Source organism: Kitasatospora sp. NPDC003701, assembly GCF_053587085.1.
The window spans coordinates 8,629-27,473 of sequence record NZ_JBSFNM010000069.1; the positions used below are offsets into that span (position 1 = coordinate 8,629).

Annotated in this window: 11 protein-coding genes; 6 read left to right on the forward strand and 5 right to left on the reverse strand. The window is 74.7% G+C overall.

Going from position 1 to position 18,845, the window contains the following annotated elements; translation table 11 throughout:
• Positions 1 to 769: 769 nt before the first annotated feature.
• Complete coding sequence (locus ACWDRR_RS37950; RefSeq protein ID WP_449776833.1) at positions 770 to 1,834, forward strand: Gfo/Idh/MocA family protein; 1,065 nt, start codon at positions 770 to 772, stop codon at positions 1,832 to 1,834.
• Between the two features lie 94 nt (positions 1,835 to 1,928).
• Positions 1,929 to 3,968, forward strand: coding sequence for a phosphocholine-specific phospholipase C (locus ACWDRR_RS37955; RefSeq protein WP_449776834.1), 2,040 nt, complete (start codon positions 1,929 to 1,931; stop codon positions 3,966 to 3,968).
• A 264-nt stretch (positions 3,969 to 4,232) separates the two neighbouring features.
• Here the strand turns inward: ACWDRR_RS37955 and ACWDRR_RS37960 are convergent, their stop codons facing one another.
• Positions 4,233 to 4,382, reverse strand: a complete 150-nt coding sequence (locus ACWDRR_RS37960) for a hypothetical protein (protein ID WP_449776835.1) — start codon at positions 4,380 to 4,382, stop codon at positions 4,233 to 4,235.
• Positions 4,383 to 4,555: 173 nt separating this feature from the next.
• The gene (locus ACWDRR_RS37965) at positions 4,556 to 4,930 is read right to left on the reverse strand and encodes a hypothetical protein (protein WP_449776836.1); all 375 of its coding nucleotides are present in this window, start codon (positions 4,928 to 4,930) and stop codon (positions 4,556 to 4,558) included.
• A 723-nt stretch (positions 4,931 to 5,653) separates the two neighbouring features.
• Between ACWDRR_RS37965 and ACWDRR_RS37970 the strand changes: the two genes are divergently transcribed.
• Entirely contained in the window at positions 5,654 to 7,459 is a 1,806-nt protein-coding gene (locus tag ACWDRR_RS37970; RefSeq protein ID WP_449776837.1) for a sigma-70 family RNA polymerase sigma factor, read from the forward strand.
• A 231-nt stretch (positions 7,460 to 7,690) separates the two neighbouring features.
• Here ACWDRR_RS37970 and ACWDRR_RS37975 read toward each other — a convergent pair whose 3' ends face one another.
• Positions 7,691 to 10,543 carry a SpoIIE family protein phosphatase gene (locus tag ACWDRR_RS37975; protein ID WP_449776838.1) on the reverse strand — a complete coding sequence of 951 codons (2,853 nt, stop codon included), beginning with the start codon at positions 10,541 to 10,543 and terminating at the stop codon, positions 7,691 to 7,693.
• A 279-nt stretch (positions 10,544 to 10,822) separates the two neighbouring features.
• Between ACWDRR_RS37975 and ACWDRR_RS37980 the strand changes: the two genes are divergently transcribed.
• Complete coding sequence (locus ACWDRR_RS37980; protein ID WP_449776839.1) at positions 10,823 to 11,005, forward strand: hypothetical protein; 183 nt, start codon at positions 10,823 to 10,825, stop codon at positions 11,003 to 11,005.
• A complete protein-coding gene (locus tag ACWDRR_RS37985; RefSeq protein WP_449776840.1) occupies positions 11,002 to 11,754 on the forward strand; it encodes a hypothetical protein in 753 nt (250 codons plus the stop codon). Before ACWDRR_RS37980 ends, ACWDRR_RS37985 begins: the two co-directional genes overlap by 4 nt.
• Before the next feature lie 1,727 nt (positions 11,755 to 13,481).
• Here the strand turns inward: ACWDRR_RS37985 and ACWDRR_RS37990 are convergent.
• Both ACWDRR_RS37990 and ACWDRR_RS37995 read right to left on the reverse strand, forming a co-directional pair.
• Positions 13,482 to 13,610, reverse strand: a complete 129-nt coding sequence (locus ACWDRR_RS37990) for a hypothetical protein (RefSeq protein WP_449776841.1) — start codon at positions 13,608 to 13,610, stop codon at positions 13,482 to 13,484.
• A gap of 101 nt (positions 13,611 to 13,711) precedes the next feature.
• Positions 13,712 to 14,092 (reverse strand): winged helix-turn-helix transcriptional regulator, encoded by a 381-nt coding sequence (locus ACWDRR_RS37995; RefSeq protein ID WP_449776842.1) that lies wholly within the window; start codon positions 14,090 to 14,092, stop codon positions 13,712 to 13,714.
• 1,519 nt (positions 14,093 to 15,611) lie between these two features.
• Here ACWDRR_RS37995 and ACWDRR_RS38000 point away from each other — a divergent pair.
• Positions 15,612 to 18,542: an ATP-binding protein gene (locus ACWDRR_RS38000; RefSeq protein WP_449776843.1), complete on the forward strand. Its 2,931-nt coding sequence runs from the start codon at positions 15,612 to 15,614 to the stop codon at positions 18,540 to 18,542.
• Positions 18,543 to 18,845: the final 303 nt, after the last annotated feature.

Consider the following 18,845-nt stretch of genomic DNA (forward strand, 5'->3'; position numbering starts at 1 on the left):
ACCGGGCGGGGGAAGAGCGGGTAGCGAAAGACCGGGCAGGGGAAGAGCGGGTAGCGAAAGACCGGGCAGGGGAAGAGCGGGTAGCGAAAGACCGGGCAGGGGAAGAGCGGGTAGCGAAAGACCGGGCGGCGGAAGAGCGGCCCGGGAATCGGGCGGGGGGTCGGTCCGGACGCGGGCACGAAGCCCGACCGCCCGCGCCCGGCTGGCGCAAAACGGCTGGAGGACCGGCATGTTCGCGCTGAACGCCGGCCGGTGGACCGCCCCGGCCCGTGCGGTCGGCGTGCGCAGGTGCCAGCCCGGTGGAGGGCCCGGCCCGTGCCGCAGCACCGTGGCGCATGTTCACGTCTGGTGCATGTTGACGTAAACATCAGGTTGCAGCAGAGTTTCGGGGATCCGATGGCGCCCGTCAAGACCCGCACCCTTCAAGCCGCGTGCGCACGGCAGCCGATCACCCGACCGCACACGGACCAAGGCCTGCGGCCCCGCCCCCGGGAGTCCACCCCCACGCCCCCGATCCGCCGCGGCGGATCGGGGGGCCATGGACACCCGGTTCGTGAACGGCGCACACACAGGCTTGACACTTCCTTTGCCTTCGGATGTCATGAGGAGATCGCATGTTTGAAGACGTGTTATTACTTCCGTTGTTGTGCGAGTCCGTCAACTTCCGTAGGACTGACGCCTGTCCACCTCCCGGACGCGTACGGCGAGCCCCCACTCCACCGTCGCGCCCCGATCCTGTGGTACTCGCACCTCGACCGAAAGGACCCGCATGACGCAGAGCCGGCCGTTCGTCGCGGCGGGGGCGGCACCCATCGTGCTGCCCCCGCCGCGGACCCCCTCCCCCCGTGAGGCACCGACCCTGAACTGGGGGGTGGTGGCCCCGGGCTCGATCGCGACCCAATTCGTCGAGGCGCTGCAGAAGTACACCGCGCAAAAGGTCGTGGCCGTCGGCTCGCGCGACCCCGAGCGCGCCCGCGCGTTCGCCGACCGCTTCACCATCCCTACGGCCTACGGCAGTTACACCGAGCTCGTCCAGGACGGCCGGGTCGACATCGTCTACATCGCCTCGCCGCACTCAGGTCACTTCGAGCAGGCCCTGCAAGCGATCGAAGCGGGCCGGCACGTCCTCGTGGAGAAGGCGTTCACCCGCAACGCCCGCGAGGCCGAGCAACTGATCGAAGCGGCCCGCAAGCGCGGCGTCTTCCTCATGGAGGCGATGTGGACACGCTTCCTGCCGCACATCGACGTGGTCCGCCAGGTGCTCGACCGCGGGTTGCTCGGCGAGGTGCACACCGTCATGGCCGACCACGGGCAGGCGATGGAACCCGACGCGGCGCACCGCCTGTTCGCGCCCGAGCTCGCCGGCGGGGCGCTCCTGGACCTCGGCGTCTACCCGGTCTCCTTCGCCTCGATGGTGCTCGGACCGTTCGCCTCGGTCACCGCGGTCGGGACGAAGGCCTTCACCGGCGTCGACGGCCAGGCTTCGATCGTCGTCACCGCCGAGTCCGGAGCGCACGGCGTGCTCAACACGACGCTCTTCGCCCGCACCCCGACCACGGCGTCGATCTCGGGTACGCGGGGCCGCCTGGAGATCGAGGGTTCCTTCTACGGCCCTGCCTGGGTCCGTCTCATCGGCCGGGACAACCAGCCGATCGACAGGTTCGTCCCGCTGCAGCGGGACGGCGGCCTCTGCTACCAGGCGGCCGAAGCGGCCCGGTGCATCAGTGCCGGACGGCTGGAATCCGATCTGATGCCGCTCGCCGAGACGCTGAGGATCATGCACGTCCTGGACACCGTGCGCCGCGACCTGGGCGTCGCCTTCCCCGGGGAGTGACCACCCCCGGGGCACCCCCGGTCACGTCGACCGGGGATCCCCCCACTGCTCCACCTCCCCCACACCGTTGTCACCCGCACAGGAGTTCCCCCAGATGAACAACGAACCCAGACCCGGCGTGAGTCGGCGCACCCTCCTCGGCAGCGCGGCCGCCGTGGCCGCCGCGGCCGCGCTGCCGGATGCGCTGCGCAGGGCGATGGCCGCCCCGGTCCCGGCCGGGACGGGCACGATCGCCGACGTCAAGCACGTGGTGATCTTCATGCAGGAGAACCGGGCCTTCGACCACTACTTCGGGTCCCTGAACGGCGTCCGAGGCTTCGGCGACCGCAACGCGATCAACCTCCCGGGCGGCAAGCCGGTGTGGCGCCAGCCCGCGCCCCATGCCGACGGCTACATCCTGCCCTTCCGGATGGACACCACGACCACCGCCGCCACGTGCGCCGAGGCACCGGGCATGAGCTGGCCGATCGACCTCACCAACTGGAACGGCGGGCGGTTCGACGGATGGCACAAGGGCAGGGACCCGCACGTCGGAATGGGCTACTTCGCCAGGCCGGACCTGGACTTCTACTACCAGCTCGCCGACAACTTCACCATCTGCGACCACTACTTCCAGTCCACGCTGACGCAGACCAACCCCAACCGGCTGCACGCCTTCACCGGCAGCAACGGGCTGTCCGTGGGAGGGGCCGCGGTCATGACCAACGACGTGCCGGACAAGGGGTTCGGCTGGACCACCTATGCCGAACGCCTGGAGTCGGCCGGCATCAGCTGGAGGGTCTACCAGGAACGGGACAACTTCGACGACAACGCGCTCGCCTGGTTCGCCCCCTTCAAGCAGTCCCGGCCCGGCCGGCCCCTCCACGACAAGGGCATGGCCAGGGTCGCGGACATCGTCTCGGCCTTCGCCGACGACGTCGCATCGGACACGCTTCCGCAGGTCAGCTGGATCGTCGCTCCGGAGCCCCTGTCCGAGCACGCCGAGCACCCCCCGGCCGACGGCGCGAACCTCACCGCGCGGCTGCTCGCCGCACTCGCCGCGAACCAGGCCGTCTGGTCCAAGACCGTGTTCATCCTCAACTACGACGAGAACGGCGGCTTCTTCGACCACGTGCCCCCGCCGATGCCGCCGACCTCCGAGTCCGACGGGTTGTCCACCGTCTCCACCGCCGGGGAGATCAGCGACGGCAAGCCGATCGGGCTGGGCTTCCGCGTGCCACTGATCGCCGTCTCCCCGTGGAGCCGCGGCGGGTACGTCTGCTCCGAGGTCTTCGACCACACCTCCGTCCTCCGCTTCTGCTCCCAGGTGTTCGGTGTGGCCGAGCCGAACATCAGCCCGTGGCGCAGGGCGGTCACCGGGGACCTGCTGTCCGTCTTCGACTTCACCTCCGCGAACCACGGCTGGCCGGAGCTCCCGGACACCGGCGACTACCCCGCGCGGGCCAAGGCGCAGTGCCGTAACCTCCCCCAAGCCACCGTGCCCAGCGTCCAGACGCTCCCGGTGCAGGAGGTCGGGCACCGCAAGGCCCGGGCCCTGCCGTACGCCTTCGAGGCCTCCGGTCGCGTCACCCCCGAGACCTTCTACATCGACATGGTGAACAGCGGCACCGCCGGGCAGTGCGTCCACCTCCACGCCAACGCCTTCCGGACCGACGGCCCGTGGCGGCACACGGTCGAGGCCGGCAAGCGCCTGACCGACTACTTCGTGAGCGGCACTCCGGCCGGCTCCTACGACCTCTCCCTCTACGGTCCGAACGGCCTGCACCGGCGCTTCCGCGGCAACCGGATCACCGCCACCACCGCCGGGAGCGCCAACCCGGAGGTCACCGCGGCAGCCGATGTCCCGAACGGCCGCCTCACGCTGACGATGGTCAACAGCGGCACGGCCCCGTGCACCGTCACGGTCACGGCCGGCGCCTACCGCACGGACGGCCCCTGGACGTTCGAGCTGCCCGCCTCCGCCACCGTGCGGAACTCCTGGACGATCACGGACAGCGGCTGGTGGTACGACCTCACCGCCACCGCCGACACCGACGACGACTTCCTGCGCCGGTTCGCCGGCCACGTGGAGCACGGGGCCGAGAGCATCACCGATCCGGCCGTCGACGGCATCCCCGGGACCGGGGTCCGGTAGACCGGGGGCTCGGCGCCGGGCACGGCTGCTCACCGATGTCCCGCGGGTGGGGGCGGGGCACGCGACGGCTCCGCCCCCACCCGGCCGCGCCGGCCTCCGGTGCCGGGCGTACCGGGTACCCGGTACGTCGAGGTGCCCGGTACGCCGAGGTGCCCGCCGCCCGGTGGGCGACGGACACCTGGGGAAGGAGCCGCGGTTCTCGCGCCGGCGCCGCCGGACTACCGACGGACGGGGACCGCGACTCCCACCGGTCCGGCGAGTGGGTCAGTTGCCGAGGGTGAGTGCGGTGTCGTCGATCAGGAAGGTGGTCCGGGCCGAGAGGTCCTCCTGGCCCACGAACCGCACGTCGATGTACTGCCCCGCGTACGAGGACAGGTCGACGCTCTTCTCGACGTAGCCGGTTGTCGCGTCCAAGTTGGAACCGAAGGGTGCGGGGGCGGCGCAGCCAGTTGCCGACCAGCGCGGCGAACCAGGCGAGCAACAGGAAGTAGAGCGCGACGACCAGCGCGTCGACCGTGGCGAACAGCAGGGTGGCAGGGAGAACGGGCCTGCGGCGGGGATCCGGGCCGCGGCGGCCGGCCCTACGGTCAACGGGCCGCGACCAGCGCCCCGAAGGGCTGCGGCGACCGCGGCATCTCGACGACCCGGCCGCCCGCCTCCTCCAGCTTCCGCACGGTCGCCGCGGCCTCCGCGTCGTTCAGGGAGAAGACGAACGGACCGGGGACGAGGACGGTGTCGCACACGCCCGCCTCGACGGCACGGATCAGGTCGGCCAGCGCCGCCAGCTGCTCGGTCGACCGTCGGCCGTTGTCCAGGAACAGCGTCGCCTCACCCAGCCCGGATCCGACGGAGTAACGCTCAAGGGTCTGCCAGCAGTCGAGCATCCGCACCGCGTCATACGGGTAACACCGCAGATAGATGGCGGTGGGGCGACTCACGACGGGCCGGACTCTGGTGGCCATGGCTCTTCTCCTCGGGCGGCACCCGGTCATCTCGGGCGGTGTTCCTGCTTCCAGCAAAGCCCGCGCGGGCGAGCCCGGTCCAGCAGTGCGGCCACCCAAGTTCGCACGGGTTCACCGAACCGTAGGTAGTCCCCGCCGTAGTCCTGCGTAGTGCGGACCTCCGGCAGGGCGAGGTCGCCGCGGGGCATCCCTCCCGAGCCTCGGCGCCCTTGACGGCGGCGCCGGGCCGACGGTGTCATGGCTTCCGACCGTTCTATTGTGTTCGCTGATGTTGTTTTGCGTTCATCCTTTCCGGCCACTCTCCGTCGTCGCGGCGAGCCCGGGGGCCTCCGCCCTCCGGGTAACGCTCTCGCAACGCAGCGGGACGAGGGCGGCGGCCCCGACTCCACCTGTTCGAGTCCCCCGATCCGAGGAGTGTGCCGTGCCGGCCCGCCGTGTTGTCGACGTCAGAGGCACTGTGACGCGCTGCGACCCGGCGCTCGTCCCCATGCCGACGACCGCGGGTCACCCCGAGGCGCCGGACGGCGGACCACCGCCGGTCCGTGCCGGGTTACGCGGCCCCTGGCCGCGCCACCATCGCCGACCGGAGCCGGTCCGGATGCGGCCGCACACCCACGGGGCACCGGTGCCTGTACACCTCGTCGGCACTCCGGCCATCAGAGCGGGCCCTGATCAACCCGCTCCGCGATCCGCCGAACGTCCGTACCCTCCTCAAGGACCACCATGCCCCAACCGCCGCACCCGGCCGACGACGCTTCCGGGCCCACCCCGCGCAAGGGGACGGCCGGCGAGCCCGGCCCGTCCCGGCACGGCCTCGCCGCCGACTCCCGCACCGTGTCCGACGCCGTGTCGGACGCCGTGTCGGACGCCGTGTCCGATGCCGCCCTGATCGCCCGTCTGCGGGCCGGGGACGACGAGGTGGTGGGGACGCTGTTCGAGCGTCACCACCGTGCCGCGCTCGGCTACGCGCGCTCGCTCGGCGGCATGAACCAGCGCGCCGAGGACCTGGCGAGCGAGGCCTTCGTCCGTACCCTGGCAGCCGTGCGGGCCGGCAAAGGTCCGACCGACCACTGGCGCCCCTACCTCTTCACCGTCGTCCGCAACACCGCGGTGGCGTGGGCGGCGAGCGAGCGGCGCTCCATCCCCACCGATGACGTCCAGGACTGGGCGGACCGGGCCGACCACGCCCTCTCCCCCGACCAGATCGTCGCCGCGTCCGCCGAGCACGACCTGATCGTCACGGCGTTCCGTTCCCTCCCCGAACGGTGGCGGTCGGTCCTGTGGCACTCGGTGGTCGAACGCCGCCCGGCGGAGGAGGTGGCCCCCCTGCTCGGCCTCTCGGCGAGCGGGGTGTCCTCGCTCGCCGCGCGAGCGCGCGCGGGCCTGCGCACCGCCTACCTGACGGCGCACCTGTCCAGGACGCAGTCGGCCGAGTGCCAGGCCTACGCTGCCCGGCTCACCGCGCACCTCCCCGGCTCGTCGAGGCGGAGGTCCAAGGCGCTGGCCCGGCACCTCGACGAGTGTCCGCGCTGCCGGCGCTGCGACGAGGAACTGCGGGACGTCAACCGGCGGTTGCGCCTGGCCGCGGTGGCGTTCCTCGGACCGTGGCCCAGCGGCGAACCGGCCGCCCCCGCGCTCGCGGCGCACGCCGGATCCGGCCCCCCGCCCGCCCCGAATCCGCAGCACGCGCCGCCGCCCTCCGGTCCGCCCCCGGGCACCTCGAAGACGATGGCCGGCGCGCTCACCGCCGGCGCCGTCGTCGTCGCGGCGATCGCGCTGACGCCGTTCCTCGCGCCGTCGCCTCCGGGACAGCCCGCGGATGCGCGGCCGCCGGGCCCGCTGTCCACCCCGGCGGACGGTGTTCCGGGCGGTCCGACCGCCCCCGCCACCCTCCTGGAGGCTCTGACGTCGTCGCCGGCCCCCGACCCGGCCACGGGAACACCGGGCGCCCCCGTGTCCCCCGCCGAGGTCACACCGCCCAGCCCCAGCACCCGAGTCGGACCCCCATCGCTTCCCCCGCCCCCTCCCTCACCCCGTGCGACCACCGGACAGGACGGACGGTTGACGGCCGGCGTCCAATCGCTCTCCACCCCCGCCGCCGCGCTGCCCGGGGACCGTCGTATCCAGCTGCGTCTCGCCGCAACGGGGAACTGCGGCGAGACGGAGGACTTCGAGTCGACGGCCGGCACCCCGTACCTCGTGAAGTGCGAGCCTTTGACCGTTCAGTCGTGGATCCTGCGCGCCGACCGCTCCGGCGGCGTCCAGATCGTCAATGCCGCGAACAACGGCTGCCTGGACTCGAACGGGGCCTCCGGGACCACCGTCACCCAGCAGGTGTGCGACGGGAACAGCCGTCAGTCCTGGCAGGTCGTCGACCTCACGGGCGGGGAGAGCGCACTTCGCCACCGTGCCTCCGGGCTGCTCCTCGCGTCCTCGGGCAACGGGCAGGAGAACGAGATCCTGCAACTGCGTTCCGCCGACTGCACCTCGGACCCGATGTGCCGGCCGACCGCCGCCCTCCGATTGTGAGCGCCGGCGCGCTCCCGTCCCGGCGCCGAAAACGGGAGCGCCCGGCCGGCGTGCCGCGGCCCCGCTGCGCCCGCCCGCCGGCCGATCGGCAGCCCGGGCCGCTCCGACCGGTGGGTCAGCCGCCGTCGAGGAGGCCGGCCGGCCGCTCGGGGGTGACTCTTGGCCTCTGCTGCCGGCTTGAAAACGCTGGACAAGCCTGCGGCCGTGGAGCACCCCGGGGGTCGTCACGGTTCAGAGCGCCAGGTCGTCCCACTCGCCGAGCAGGTCGTCCTCCGACGCCTCGTCGGCCGGCCCCTCCGCTCCGCTGAGCGACTGGGAGGTCCAGATGGTCTTGCCGCGGGCCGAGTAGCGGGTGCCCCAGTGCTCGGCGTAGCGGGCGACGAGGAAGAGGCCCCGGCCGCCCTCGTCGGTGTCGGCGGCCCGGCGGATGTGCGGGGCGGTGCTGCTCCCGTCGGACACCTCGCAGACCAGGGACTGGGTGAGAAGCAGCCGGACGCGGATGGGCGGCACGCCGTACCGGACGGCGTTGGTGATCAGTTCGCTGAGGATGAGTTCGGTGCCGAAGGCGAGGTGCTCCAGGTCCCAGCGGGCCAGTTGGCGGGCGCAGGCCCGGCGCACCGGGCTCACGGCCTCGGGGTCGTTCGCCACCTCCCACTCGGCGACGCGGTCCCGGGCGAGGAGCCGGGTGCGGGCCACCACGAGGGCGATGTCGTCGCCGGGCCGTTCCACCACCATCGACCCGAGCACGTCGTCGCAGGTCGCCTCGGGGAGACGGAACGGACCGCCGAGCGCCTCGCCCAGCGCGTCCAGGGCCACGTCCACGTCGCGGTCCCGGGCCGCGAGCAACCCGTCGGTGTAGAGGACCAGCCGGGAGCCCTCGGGCACGGCCAGGTCGACGGCCTCCACGGGCAGGCCCGCGCCCAGGCCCAGCGGAGGGGACACCGGCGGGCGCAGGAACGCGACGGTGCCGTCGGGACGGACCACCGCCATCGGGGGGTGGCCCGCGGTGGCGGCGCTGACCCGCCCGGCGACCGCGTCGTAGACGGCGTAGAAGCAGGTGGCGCCCGTCATCGCCTGGGCGCTGTCCGGGCCCTCGCCCTCCTGGTCGTCGATGCGTGCCACCAGGTCGTCGAGGTGGCTCAGCAGTTCGTCCGGCGCGAGGTCCAGGGCCGAGAAGTTGTGGACGGCGATCCTGAGCCGGCCCATGGTGACCGCGGCGTGCAGGCCGTGGCCGACCACATCGCCGACCACCAGGGCGACCCGGGCACCGGGCAGCGGAAGCACGTCGAACCAGTCGCCCCCCACGCCGGCCTGGGCGGGCAGGTACCGGTGTGCCACGTCCAGGCTTTCCTGGGCGGGCAGCTCCCGGGGCATCAGGCTGCGCTGGAGGGTCTCCGCCATGGCGTGCTCGCGGCTGTAGCGCCGGGCGTTGTCGATGCAGACCGCGGCCCGGCCGCCGACCTCCTTGGCGAAGGCGAGGTCCTCCTCGTCGAACGGCGGGGAGTCGTGCGTGCGCCAGAAGTTCACCAGCCCCAGCGTCACTCCGCGTGCCTGGAGGGGCACGGCCATCAGTGAGTGGATCCCGTAGTCGAGGATCTGCTGGGCGCGTTCGAGGTCCTGGGTCCGCCAGCCGGTGGAGGCGGCGAGATCGGCTTCGATGACGGACCGGCCCTCGCGCACGCCGGCCGCCATCGGCGTGCCCGGCGCGAAGTCGATCAGCCGCCCGACGGGGTAGAGCGGGTGGTCCTCCGCGAGGCCCGCGACGGCGCAGCGGCGCAGCTCGGTGGAGGCGCCGGCCGGAGCGTCGCCGTGCAGCACCGGGTCCTGCAACTCGACGGTGGCGATGTCGGCGAAGCCCGGGACGGCGGCCTGCGCCAGCTCCTCGGCGGTCCGCACCACGTCCAGTGTCGATCCGATCAGCATCCCGGCGTCGTAGAGCAGCTTCAGCCGCGCCCTGGCCAGCTCGGCCCGGCCCGCCAGCGCGTTCAGCTCCGTGGTGTCACGCAGGGTGACGACGCTGGTCCCGTGCACTCCGGTGGGCGTGGTGGGCCGTTTGTTGAGGGAGAGCAGGCGGCCCGCCGTGCGGTGGACCTCGTCGTCGGCGATCCGGTCCGAGGCCAGGAGCTCGGCGGTGCCGGGGTCGAGCCCGATGGCGTCGACGCGGCGCCCTTCCGCGTCGGCGGGGAGGTCGAGGAGGCGGCGGGCCTCGTCGTTGGCCAGGAGCAGCCGGCCGCCGTTGTCGGTGATCAGGACGCCCTCCCGCACCGCGTGCAGGACGGCGTCGTGGTGTTCGTACATCCGGGTCATCTCGGCCGCGCCCAGCCCCCGTGTCTGGCGTCGCAGCCGGCGGCTCAGCAGGGCCGCGCAGCCGGCGGCGAGGGCGACGGCGGCCGCCGCTCCGATCAGGATGACGGGCAGCTCGTGGTGCACCGACTTGTGGATGGCCTCGACCGTGACGGGGGCGGCGACGATGCCCACCACGTGCCCGTCCGCGTCCTTGACGGGGACGGCGGAGACCACCGAGCGGCCCAGGGCCCCGTCGAAGGTGCTGGTGAAGGCCTTGCCCTCGGCGGCCTGGGCGTACGGGCCGATGACGTACTTGCCGACCTGCGAGGTCTCGCTGTGCGTGAGGGCCGTCCCGTCGAGCCGGTACACGATGAGCGCGTCGATGCCGGCGGCCGTCCGGGCCTCCTCGGCCAGCGGCTGGAGGGTCGCGGAGGGGGCGTCGCCCTCCAGGGTCGCCACCAGCCCGGGCGCGTGGGCGAAGGACTCGGCGGCGGCGAGGGTGCGGTGCCGGGCGTCGGCCAGCGTGGCGCGCTGTGACTGCACCACGAGGGCCACCACGGCGCCGGTGACCAGGAGCACCACCAACACCAGCTGGAGGAGGAAGACCTCCCGGGCGAAACTGCGGTCGGCCGAGCTGCCCGGCGGGTGCGGCGGCTGCGGCGGCGGGTCGCCCCGCGCGTCGGCGCCGTCCTCCCCGGGCGGCCTGCGACCGGTGCCGGACCCGGACGCCCCGGCACCGCGGCCGGCACGGGGGCCGGTCGGGGGGATCTTGTCTCCACCACCCGCACCAGGGTTCATAGTCCCTATTTACCCTGGTTTGTCACAGTGCTGGCAAGGAGTGGGCGATCAGGCGCTCCGAGGCGACCCCGACGGTCCCGCCGGCCTTCGCGTGCGGAACTCTCCGTGACGGGTGCCCGCCGACGCCCGCCGACGGCATCGCCTCCCGCGCGGCGATCGATGACAACCGTTCGATAACGGCACGGGATTGTCGTACGCATCAGGCCTCCTCCTTCATGATCCGCGCTCCTCCGGCCCCGGGGCCGGACGAACCGAGCACGCCCGAAGGAGACCATCCGCATGTTGTCCTGCCGCCTCTCGCGCCGGCCGACGTACGACACCGGCACCGGCACCGGCACCGGCACCGGCACCGGCCCACTGTGGCCGGCCGGCCGCCGACGCCCCGTTCCGGAAACCGGGGCGGTCGCCACCGTCCTCGTCCCCACCGTCCTCGTCGCGGTCGGCCGAGGACGGGTGTCGTGACCGTGGGCAGGACGCCGGGCGAGCCGACGGCCACCGCCTTCGGCCGGGGCGCGGCCTGGGGTGGCCCGCGAGGCGGCCACGCCTCCGGCGCGGACGCGGCGGCGCGTCCCGGGCTCAGCCTCGTCGTCACCGACCGGTTCACCCCCGACCCGGATGAACAGGAGCGCCAGGACGCCCGCGAGCGCCACCGGCTTCGGCTGCACATCGGCCCCGGTGAACGGTGCGTCCTGCGCTTCCCGCTCCCGGCGCCCCCGCCCCCACCCCCGCGTACGACGAAGGACGACACCGTCAGGACCGGGGACATCGACCTGCCCGCCGAACACCGCCACGTCCTGGAACAGGCCTTCGGCGCGGCGCGCCGCCACGACCTCGCCCTGGCCGTCCAGCGGACCGACCACCTGCTCATCACCCTGGCGGCGTCGTACGGCGCCCGTCACCGGTTCACCCTCACCGCGGCCCAGGTCCGCGCCGACCTGGCCTGGTTGTCGGGCGACGCCTGGTGCGCGGCGAAGCTCTGGACGCTGATCTCCGACGGGTGGGCCCGGCTCGAAGGCCCGGCGAGCCGGCCGGCCCGTTTCGGCGCGCGGCAGGCAGCCGCGTCCTGGCGGGAGGTCCCCGACGACGAGGCGGCCGCCGTCGGAGCCGCCCTCCTGGCCACCCTGCTCACCGTCGCCCCGCACCCGGAGTCCAACTCCCTGGTCCTCGCGGTCCGCCGCCGGTTGGGCCGGATCGCAGGACTCCCCTGCTGACGACCTGCGCACAGGAACCACCTCCTGCCGATCCCACGCTCAAGGGAGAACGATGAGAGAGCCCTCGACGTCCTGGACCGCCTTCAGACGCCGTGGCGACCTACGACCACCGGACGGGCCGGAGACCGGTTCCCGTCCCGACGACGACGGCCGCACCCCGTCGACCGGAGTCACCCGGACGGACGGGCTGCCGCAGGGGTGGTTCGGTCCCGCGCAGGGCGGCGCAACCCCCTCGGTGCAGCCGCCGCAGGGCCCGCTGCCCGCCGTCGCGGGTGCCTTACCCGACCGTCGCCCGGCGGCGGGTGCGGTCGTCCTGTCGGCGGCACACGCCTCACCGCGCGGACCCGGCGGACCGCCGCCCCTCACCTCGGTGCCCGAGAGGTGTCGGCGGGAGATCCTGCGGGCCCTGGTCCAGGCCGCCGGGCGACGCCAGATCGCCGCCTCGGACGCCGCCCCGACCGACCAGGGCGACCAGTGCGGCAAGGACGACCAGGCCGACCCCGACGGCGCCTGGCGTGCCAACGCAGCCGCGATCGCCGGCCGGACGTGCCGCTACGTCGCCGCCCTGCAGTCCTCCCCCGGCAACCGTTCGCCCGGTCGGACGCCCCCGGTCGAGCAGCTCGCCCCGTTCTGCGGCTCCTGCTCCTCCGAGGCCCCGACGGTGGAGATCGCCGTCATCCGCCCGGAGCGGGAACCTGCCGTCGTGGTCCACAACGGGACTGCGGCCCCGCCGGCCGCACGTGCCCTGCCGCCGGGCCCCGACCACCCCGCCACCCCTAGGCGGGGTGCGCGCGGCGTCGTGTGGTGGTCGCTGGCACTGTCGGCGAGCGCTGTCCTCGGGGGCCTCGCGGCCCTCCTGCACGACAACCCGGCGGGTGGCTCACCCCGGCCGGGGGCGACCACGGTCGACGTCCCGCCCCGCACCGCGACGTCCTCACCCACTCCTACGGTCGGCCGTACCGAGGGAGCGGGCGAGGCTACGGCCACCGACTCGGCCGGGACGCCGCCGCCCGTACGGGGCGCGCCGGCCGGTTCCCGATCGCCGGGCGGGAGCGCGCGTCCCTCGTCCACCGCGCGGCTCCCGGCGGTCTCCGCCCCGCCGACCACGGGGACACGGGCACCCGGCCCGGGAGCCGCCTCCGAGGCGGCTCCGAACGGATCGGCCGAAGCTCCACCGGCGGCACGGACCTCTCCTGCACCGAACGCCACGGGGACACGGAGGCCGTCGGCTCAGCCGCCGACCGGCCGCCCGAGCGCACCCACACCCGGTGCTGGGAGCGAATCGCCCGGGACCGTCCGGCCCACCGTCCCCACCCCCGGTGCGACGGGTGAATCCCCCGGCACGGGCCGGCCGAGCGCACCGGCACCCGGCCCTGAGGACGACTCCCCCGTCGCCCTCCGGCAGCCTTCCTCGCCGAGCCGCTCCGCGACGCCCCCGGCTTCCGGGCTCTTCTCCGGCGGCTCGGGAAGCACCACCGCCTGAGCGCGACGGGCCCGGTGTTGTCTTCCGTCGCCCCGGTGCACCCTCCCGCGGCGGGTGGGCGCACCGGGGCGGTGCCGGGTACACCGGCACCGGGCGGCCTGAGGGAGGGCGACACCCAGCGGCGATCACCGGGCCCCGGGCCGGCGGACCGTTCCGGCCGGCCACCGGGCCCGCGCACCACGCAAGAAGTCCGCGCCCGACAGCACGGGACAGGGCGGGGGCGGGCCCGGTCCCGCCCCTCTCATCACTCGTGCCGCGCCGTCCTGCGGCGCCGCAGCAGGACATCGGCGGTGGCGCCTGCCACACCGACGGGCAGCGTCGACAGAACGAGTGCGGTGGCACCCCCGAGGATCAGGTTGCGGGAGGTGGACACGTGGATCACCTTCCGGCGAGGAGGAGTTGTCGGCACCGTCCCGGTACCTGCCGCTTGGGGAGGTGGGATCGACGCGTCCGTCCCGTGCCTGTGCGCATTGGTCACGGCTGTGGCTCGGGCGACACCTGAGAACGAGCGCCGTCGACCGTCTCCTCGACCCAGGCGCGCAGGAGGCCGAGCGGGACGGACGCGCCGCGGCCCAGCTCCGTGAGGGCGTACTCCACGTGCAGGGGGACCACCGGGTAGACGGTGCGGGTCAGCAGGGCCGCGTCCTCCAGGCGGCGCAGTGTCTGGGTGAGCACCTTGGAGCTGACGCCTTGCAGGCGGCGCTGGATCGCCCCGAAGCGCTGGGGGCCCGCTTCGAGCGCGCCGATGGCCAAGGCCGACCACTTGTTGGCCAGCAGGTCGAGCATCGCCCGGCAGGGGCACTGGGCCGCGTGGGCGTCGTGCTGGTCGTGCCGACCGGTGACGCTCTCGACCATCCGAACCGCTCCGTACCATTCGGCTTCCCGGAGGGAAGCAGTGGACCTTGGGGGCAAACGTGCGCGGGTGTTGTCAGCCGCCCCGGCCGACGGGCGCCGGATTCGGGGCCGGACCGCCCGCCGCGGATCCGTTCGGGGCCGGTGAGGTGGGCCCGCCCGGGTCGGAGGCGCTCGTGGTCGGCGACGGACCGGATTCCGCGGGGGGCTCGGCCGGGCTCTCCGACGCGGCATCGCGCGGCCGCCCGCCGGGTGGCTCGGAGGGCGGCCGGCCCGTCTCGGCGGTGGTCGGGGCCGGCGCCGGACCGGCCGGCCCGGCGGGCGACGGCCCGCCGCCCTCGGCGGCGGGGGGAGCGGCGACCGGCGGGGACGGCCCGGCGGAACCCGGCGTCACCGTGTCGTGGCGGGTCGGCGTAGCGGCGGCGGGCCTGCCCTTCGACGCCGACGGTCCTCCGGACGGGAGGGGGGGCGACCGTGCGGCCGGCCGCACCCGTGGAGGCCCCGACCGTCGGTGGGGCCGGCCAGGCCGCCGGGCCCACCGTGACGGTGACCCCCGGCTGGGGCGCCCTGCCCTTCGGGGCGTCGAACCGGACGGCGGCACCGGTGCCACCCGCCAGGGCCGTGGCCGAGACCGCCAACGTCCACCGGGGGACACTGCGGGAGGGCACCCGCCGCCGAGCGGCATCGGGGGTGTCCGGCGGGAGCGGCCGCGCGACACGGGCCGTGGCGGGCGGGCGGCGGACGACGATCGTGGGTTCCGGATCCCCCGGGCCGGGCCCGAACCATCCCGCCGCGTCCGACCGCCCGTCCTCCGTCCGGGCCACGGCGTCAGGGTCGCCACACCGGGGCTGTTCACCACGGGGCACGAAGGCGCTCCAGGACGATGCGGGCTCTCTCACTGCTCTCCTCGGGCTCCGGGCCGGACACTCCCTTGACATGCGCCGGGCCGCGCGCGGTCGCTGACATACGAGGTGCCCGGGCCCGCGCCGTCCCGCCCGTTTATCGAAGCGTTACGGGTCCGGCCGCCGCCCGCCGACCCCGCACCGCGCCCGAACCCGCACCGCGCCCGGACCCGACGCCCCTGCAGGTCTCCCCGCCCGCCGAGCACCGCGCGTTCGCCGGGGGTGGCGCGCACGGCGTCTCCGAACGCGCCGGACCGGCCACCCCAACCTCGCGAAGGCGCGGACCGACCGGGCGCTGATCGCCTCGACCCGGCAGCTGATCGTCGCGGCCGACCACGGCACGTGGAACTCCGTCGGCCTCAGCGCCTTCGCCGAGCTGTCGGAGATCGACTGCTGCGTCACCGACGGTCGGCCGGGCCACGCCGCGCAGACGGTGCTGACCGGGGCCACCGGGTGGCTCGTCCTCGCCCGGGGCCGACCGCCGCCCCGGACAGCGCCGGTCGCGAGCCCGTCCACACCTTGATCCTTCGCCCTGCCCGGGCGGCGCTAGGGTGGATGGACGGGGGCACGGCAGCCCGTCCCGTCCGCCGTGGAAACCACGGGTCCGAGGGGAGCTGAGTGTGGACGACTTCGGTGCTGGAGCGGTCCTCGGCGAGGCTCGGGGGTGCTCCTTCGCGGGACGCGCCGTGGAGCTGCGGGCGCTGCTGACCGCGGTGTCCGAGGCGCGCCCGGCGGTGGTCCTGGTGGAGGGCGAGGCCGGGATCGGCAAGTCACGGCTGGTCACCGAGGCGACCGCGGTCCTGTCCGGGCACGGCCTTCGGGTCCTGGTGGGCGGCTGCCACCCGCTGCGTGAGCCCCTGGCGTACGGACCGGTGATCGACGCCCTGCGCCGGATCGGACCGTGGCTGCCGGCGGTGGAGGAACTGGGCGCCTCGGCAGGGGCCCTGGCTCCGCTGCTGCCGGACCTGGCCGGCGCACTGCCGGAGGAGCCGCCCCGGGCCGAGGCGGGGACCTCCGGATCCGGCGTACAGCGGTTCCGGGTGGTGTCGGGGGTGCGGACCCTGCTGGAGGCGGTGGCACCGGCCGTACTGGTGGTGGAGGACGTCCACTGGGCGGACGAGGCCACCCGCGAACTGCTGCTCCTGCTGGCGATGGACATGCCGGCCGACTCCGCGCTGGTGCTGACCTACCGGGCCGAGGACCTTCCCGCCGGCCGGCCGGTCCTGGGGGCGCCGTTCCGGCGTTCGCCGGGCACGGGCGGCGTCGAGATCCGGCTCGGCCCCCTCGGCCCGGCGGAGCTGCGGACGATGGCCCGGGACGTGCTCGGCGGTGAGCCGGCACCGGAGCTGGCGCGGGTCCTGCTGGAGCGCAGCGGGGGCCTGCCCCTGGTGATCGAGGAGGACCTGCTCACGCTCGCGGGTTCGTCCCGGCTGGAGCGGGTGGCCGGGCCGGGCCGCCGGGACCTGATCACGATCGCGGGCTCGCCGACCGGCCCCGGCGCGGGCGTGCTGCGGGTACCGCGGAGCCTGGGCGAGGTACTGGCCGAACGCAGAGCGCGGCTGGGGCCGGACGCGGCCGCGCTGGTGGACGCCGCGGCGGTCCTGGCGGTGCCGGCCGGGGAGGCGCTGCTGGCGCGCTCGGCGGGCCTGGACGAGGAGCGCGCCGCCGCGGCCCTGCAGGAGGCGACGGCCGGGGCGGTCCTGCGGCAGACCGGTCCGGACACCTACGCCTTCGCGCACGTCCTCGCCCAGGAGGCGGTCTACACCGCCCTCCCCGGGCCGGTGCGCAACCGCACCCACCGGCGGGTCCTGGAGGTGCTGCAGTCACTGGACCCGCCGCCACTGGTGCAGATCGCCCACCACTCCCGCGCCCTGGGCGACCGGGCGGCCTGGCTGCTCCATGCCCAGGAGGCGGCCGACCAGGCCGTCGCGGTCGGCGACCACGGCACCGCGGCCGCGCTGCTGGGCGACCTCGTCGAACAGCCCGACCTCTCCCCCGACCAGCTCAGCCGTGCGGCGAGGGCCTTGGCGTACGCGGTCTCGGTCGGCACGCAGTACACCGCCACGGCCGCCGCCCTGCGCAGGATCCTGCGGCTGCCCGGACTACCCGCTCCGCTTCACGCAACGATCAGGACCACCCTGGGAGTCATCCTGATCTACCGGGCCGGTGACTTCTCGGGTGAGGAGGAACTGCTGACCGCGCTGACGGAAGTGGGGGACGACGATCCGCTCGCCGCCGCCAGGCTGCTCGCCCTGCTGGCCCTGTCGGAGACGGGGCGATTCGCCCTCGCCGAGCAGCAGGCGATGGTCGAGCGCGGCCACGCCCTGCTGGCAGCGCACGAGGACCCCCAGGTCCGGGCGATGCTCGAGCTCGCCCGGGTGTCCCTGCTGAGCGTTGCCGCGGACCCCGCCGTCCCCGGGCTGCTGACGGCGTTGCCCCGCGAGGGCGCCGACCCGTCCGTGCTCCAGAGCACGGCGATCATCGTCTGCGGCACCATCAGCCGCTCGCTCGCCGTCGGGAACGACGCGCGGGCGGCGGCCGCCATCACCGGGACGCGGGCCATGGCACCGCACATCCGGTTGCCCGTGCTGGAGTTCTACCTGGACTGCCACCAGATCATGCTCGACTGGCAGGCCGGCCGCTGGGACGAGGCCGAGCGGGGCCTGGCGGCCTTCCAGGAGCGCTACCCCCACAGCCGGGTGGGCTCCGGTGGACTGTCGGCCGCCGTACACGGCCTCACCGCCGTCGCCCGCGGCCTCACCACGCAGGCCGCCGCCGAGTTCGACGAGGTCCTGGCCCGGGGCCTGCACCTGGACTCGCTCGGCGTCGCCGCCGGCGCGGCCCGCCTCCACCTCGCCCGCAACGACCCGCAGGCCGCCTGGCGCGCCCTGACCGACCCGCTCGACTTCCTGGGATTCCTCGACCGCAAGGAGGCCTGGGCCCACGCCTGGGACCTCGTCCCCACCGCCGTCGAGACCCTCCTCGCCCTGGACCGCACCGACGAGGCCGAGGCCCTGACCGCACGCCACGCCACCGCCACCGAGGGCCGCGACGCACCCGGCGCCGTCGCCGAGCACCACCACTGCCGGGGCCTGCTGCTGCGCACCACCGACCCCGACGCCGCGCTGGCGGCCTTCGACCTCGCGGCCGCGCGCTGGACCGCCATCGGCCGCCCCTACCGGGCCGCCCTCGCCGCCGAACACGCCGCCCGCACCCGCACCGACCTCGATGCGGCCGCCGCCCGCCTGGCCGGGCCGATCGCCACCTTCGAACGCCTCGGCGCGACCTCCGACCTCGCCCGCTGCCACCGCCTGCTGCGCGAACGCGGCCGAACGACCCCCAATCCGCGCGGCCGGGCCGGCTACGGCGACCGGCTGTCGCCGCGCGAGGAACAGATCCGCGACCTGATCGCCTCCGGCGCCACCAACAAGGAGATGGCCGGCATCCTGTTCCTCTCCCCCCGCACCGTCGAGAACCACGTGGCCCGCGTGCTGGCGAAACTCTCCACCACCCGCGCCGAGCTCGTCCGAACGAACGAGCCCCTGGGCTGAACTCCGCTCCACCGCGGCGGAGGCGGCACCCCGGCCCGGCAGGCAGGGTGACGAACCGCAGCCCGGGGTGCGGGCCGCTGGCGTTCGCGGAGCCCGGCCGACCGGATCACGGTTGTGCAACACGTCGGGAGCCGGCGCCGGTTCCGCACTCCTTCTCGGGGAAGCGGTTCGCGCCCAGGCGCACGCGATGCCACCGCCCGCCCGGTCCGGCGCCGTGGGACCGGGTCGCCGTCCTCGCGGGGGCCGGGGTGCTGCGGGAACCGCGCGTGATCGGCGAGCCGGCAGAGCAGCCGGGCCGCGGAA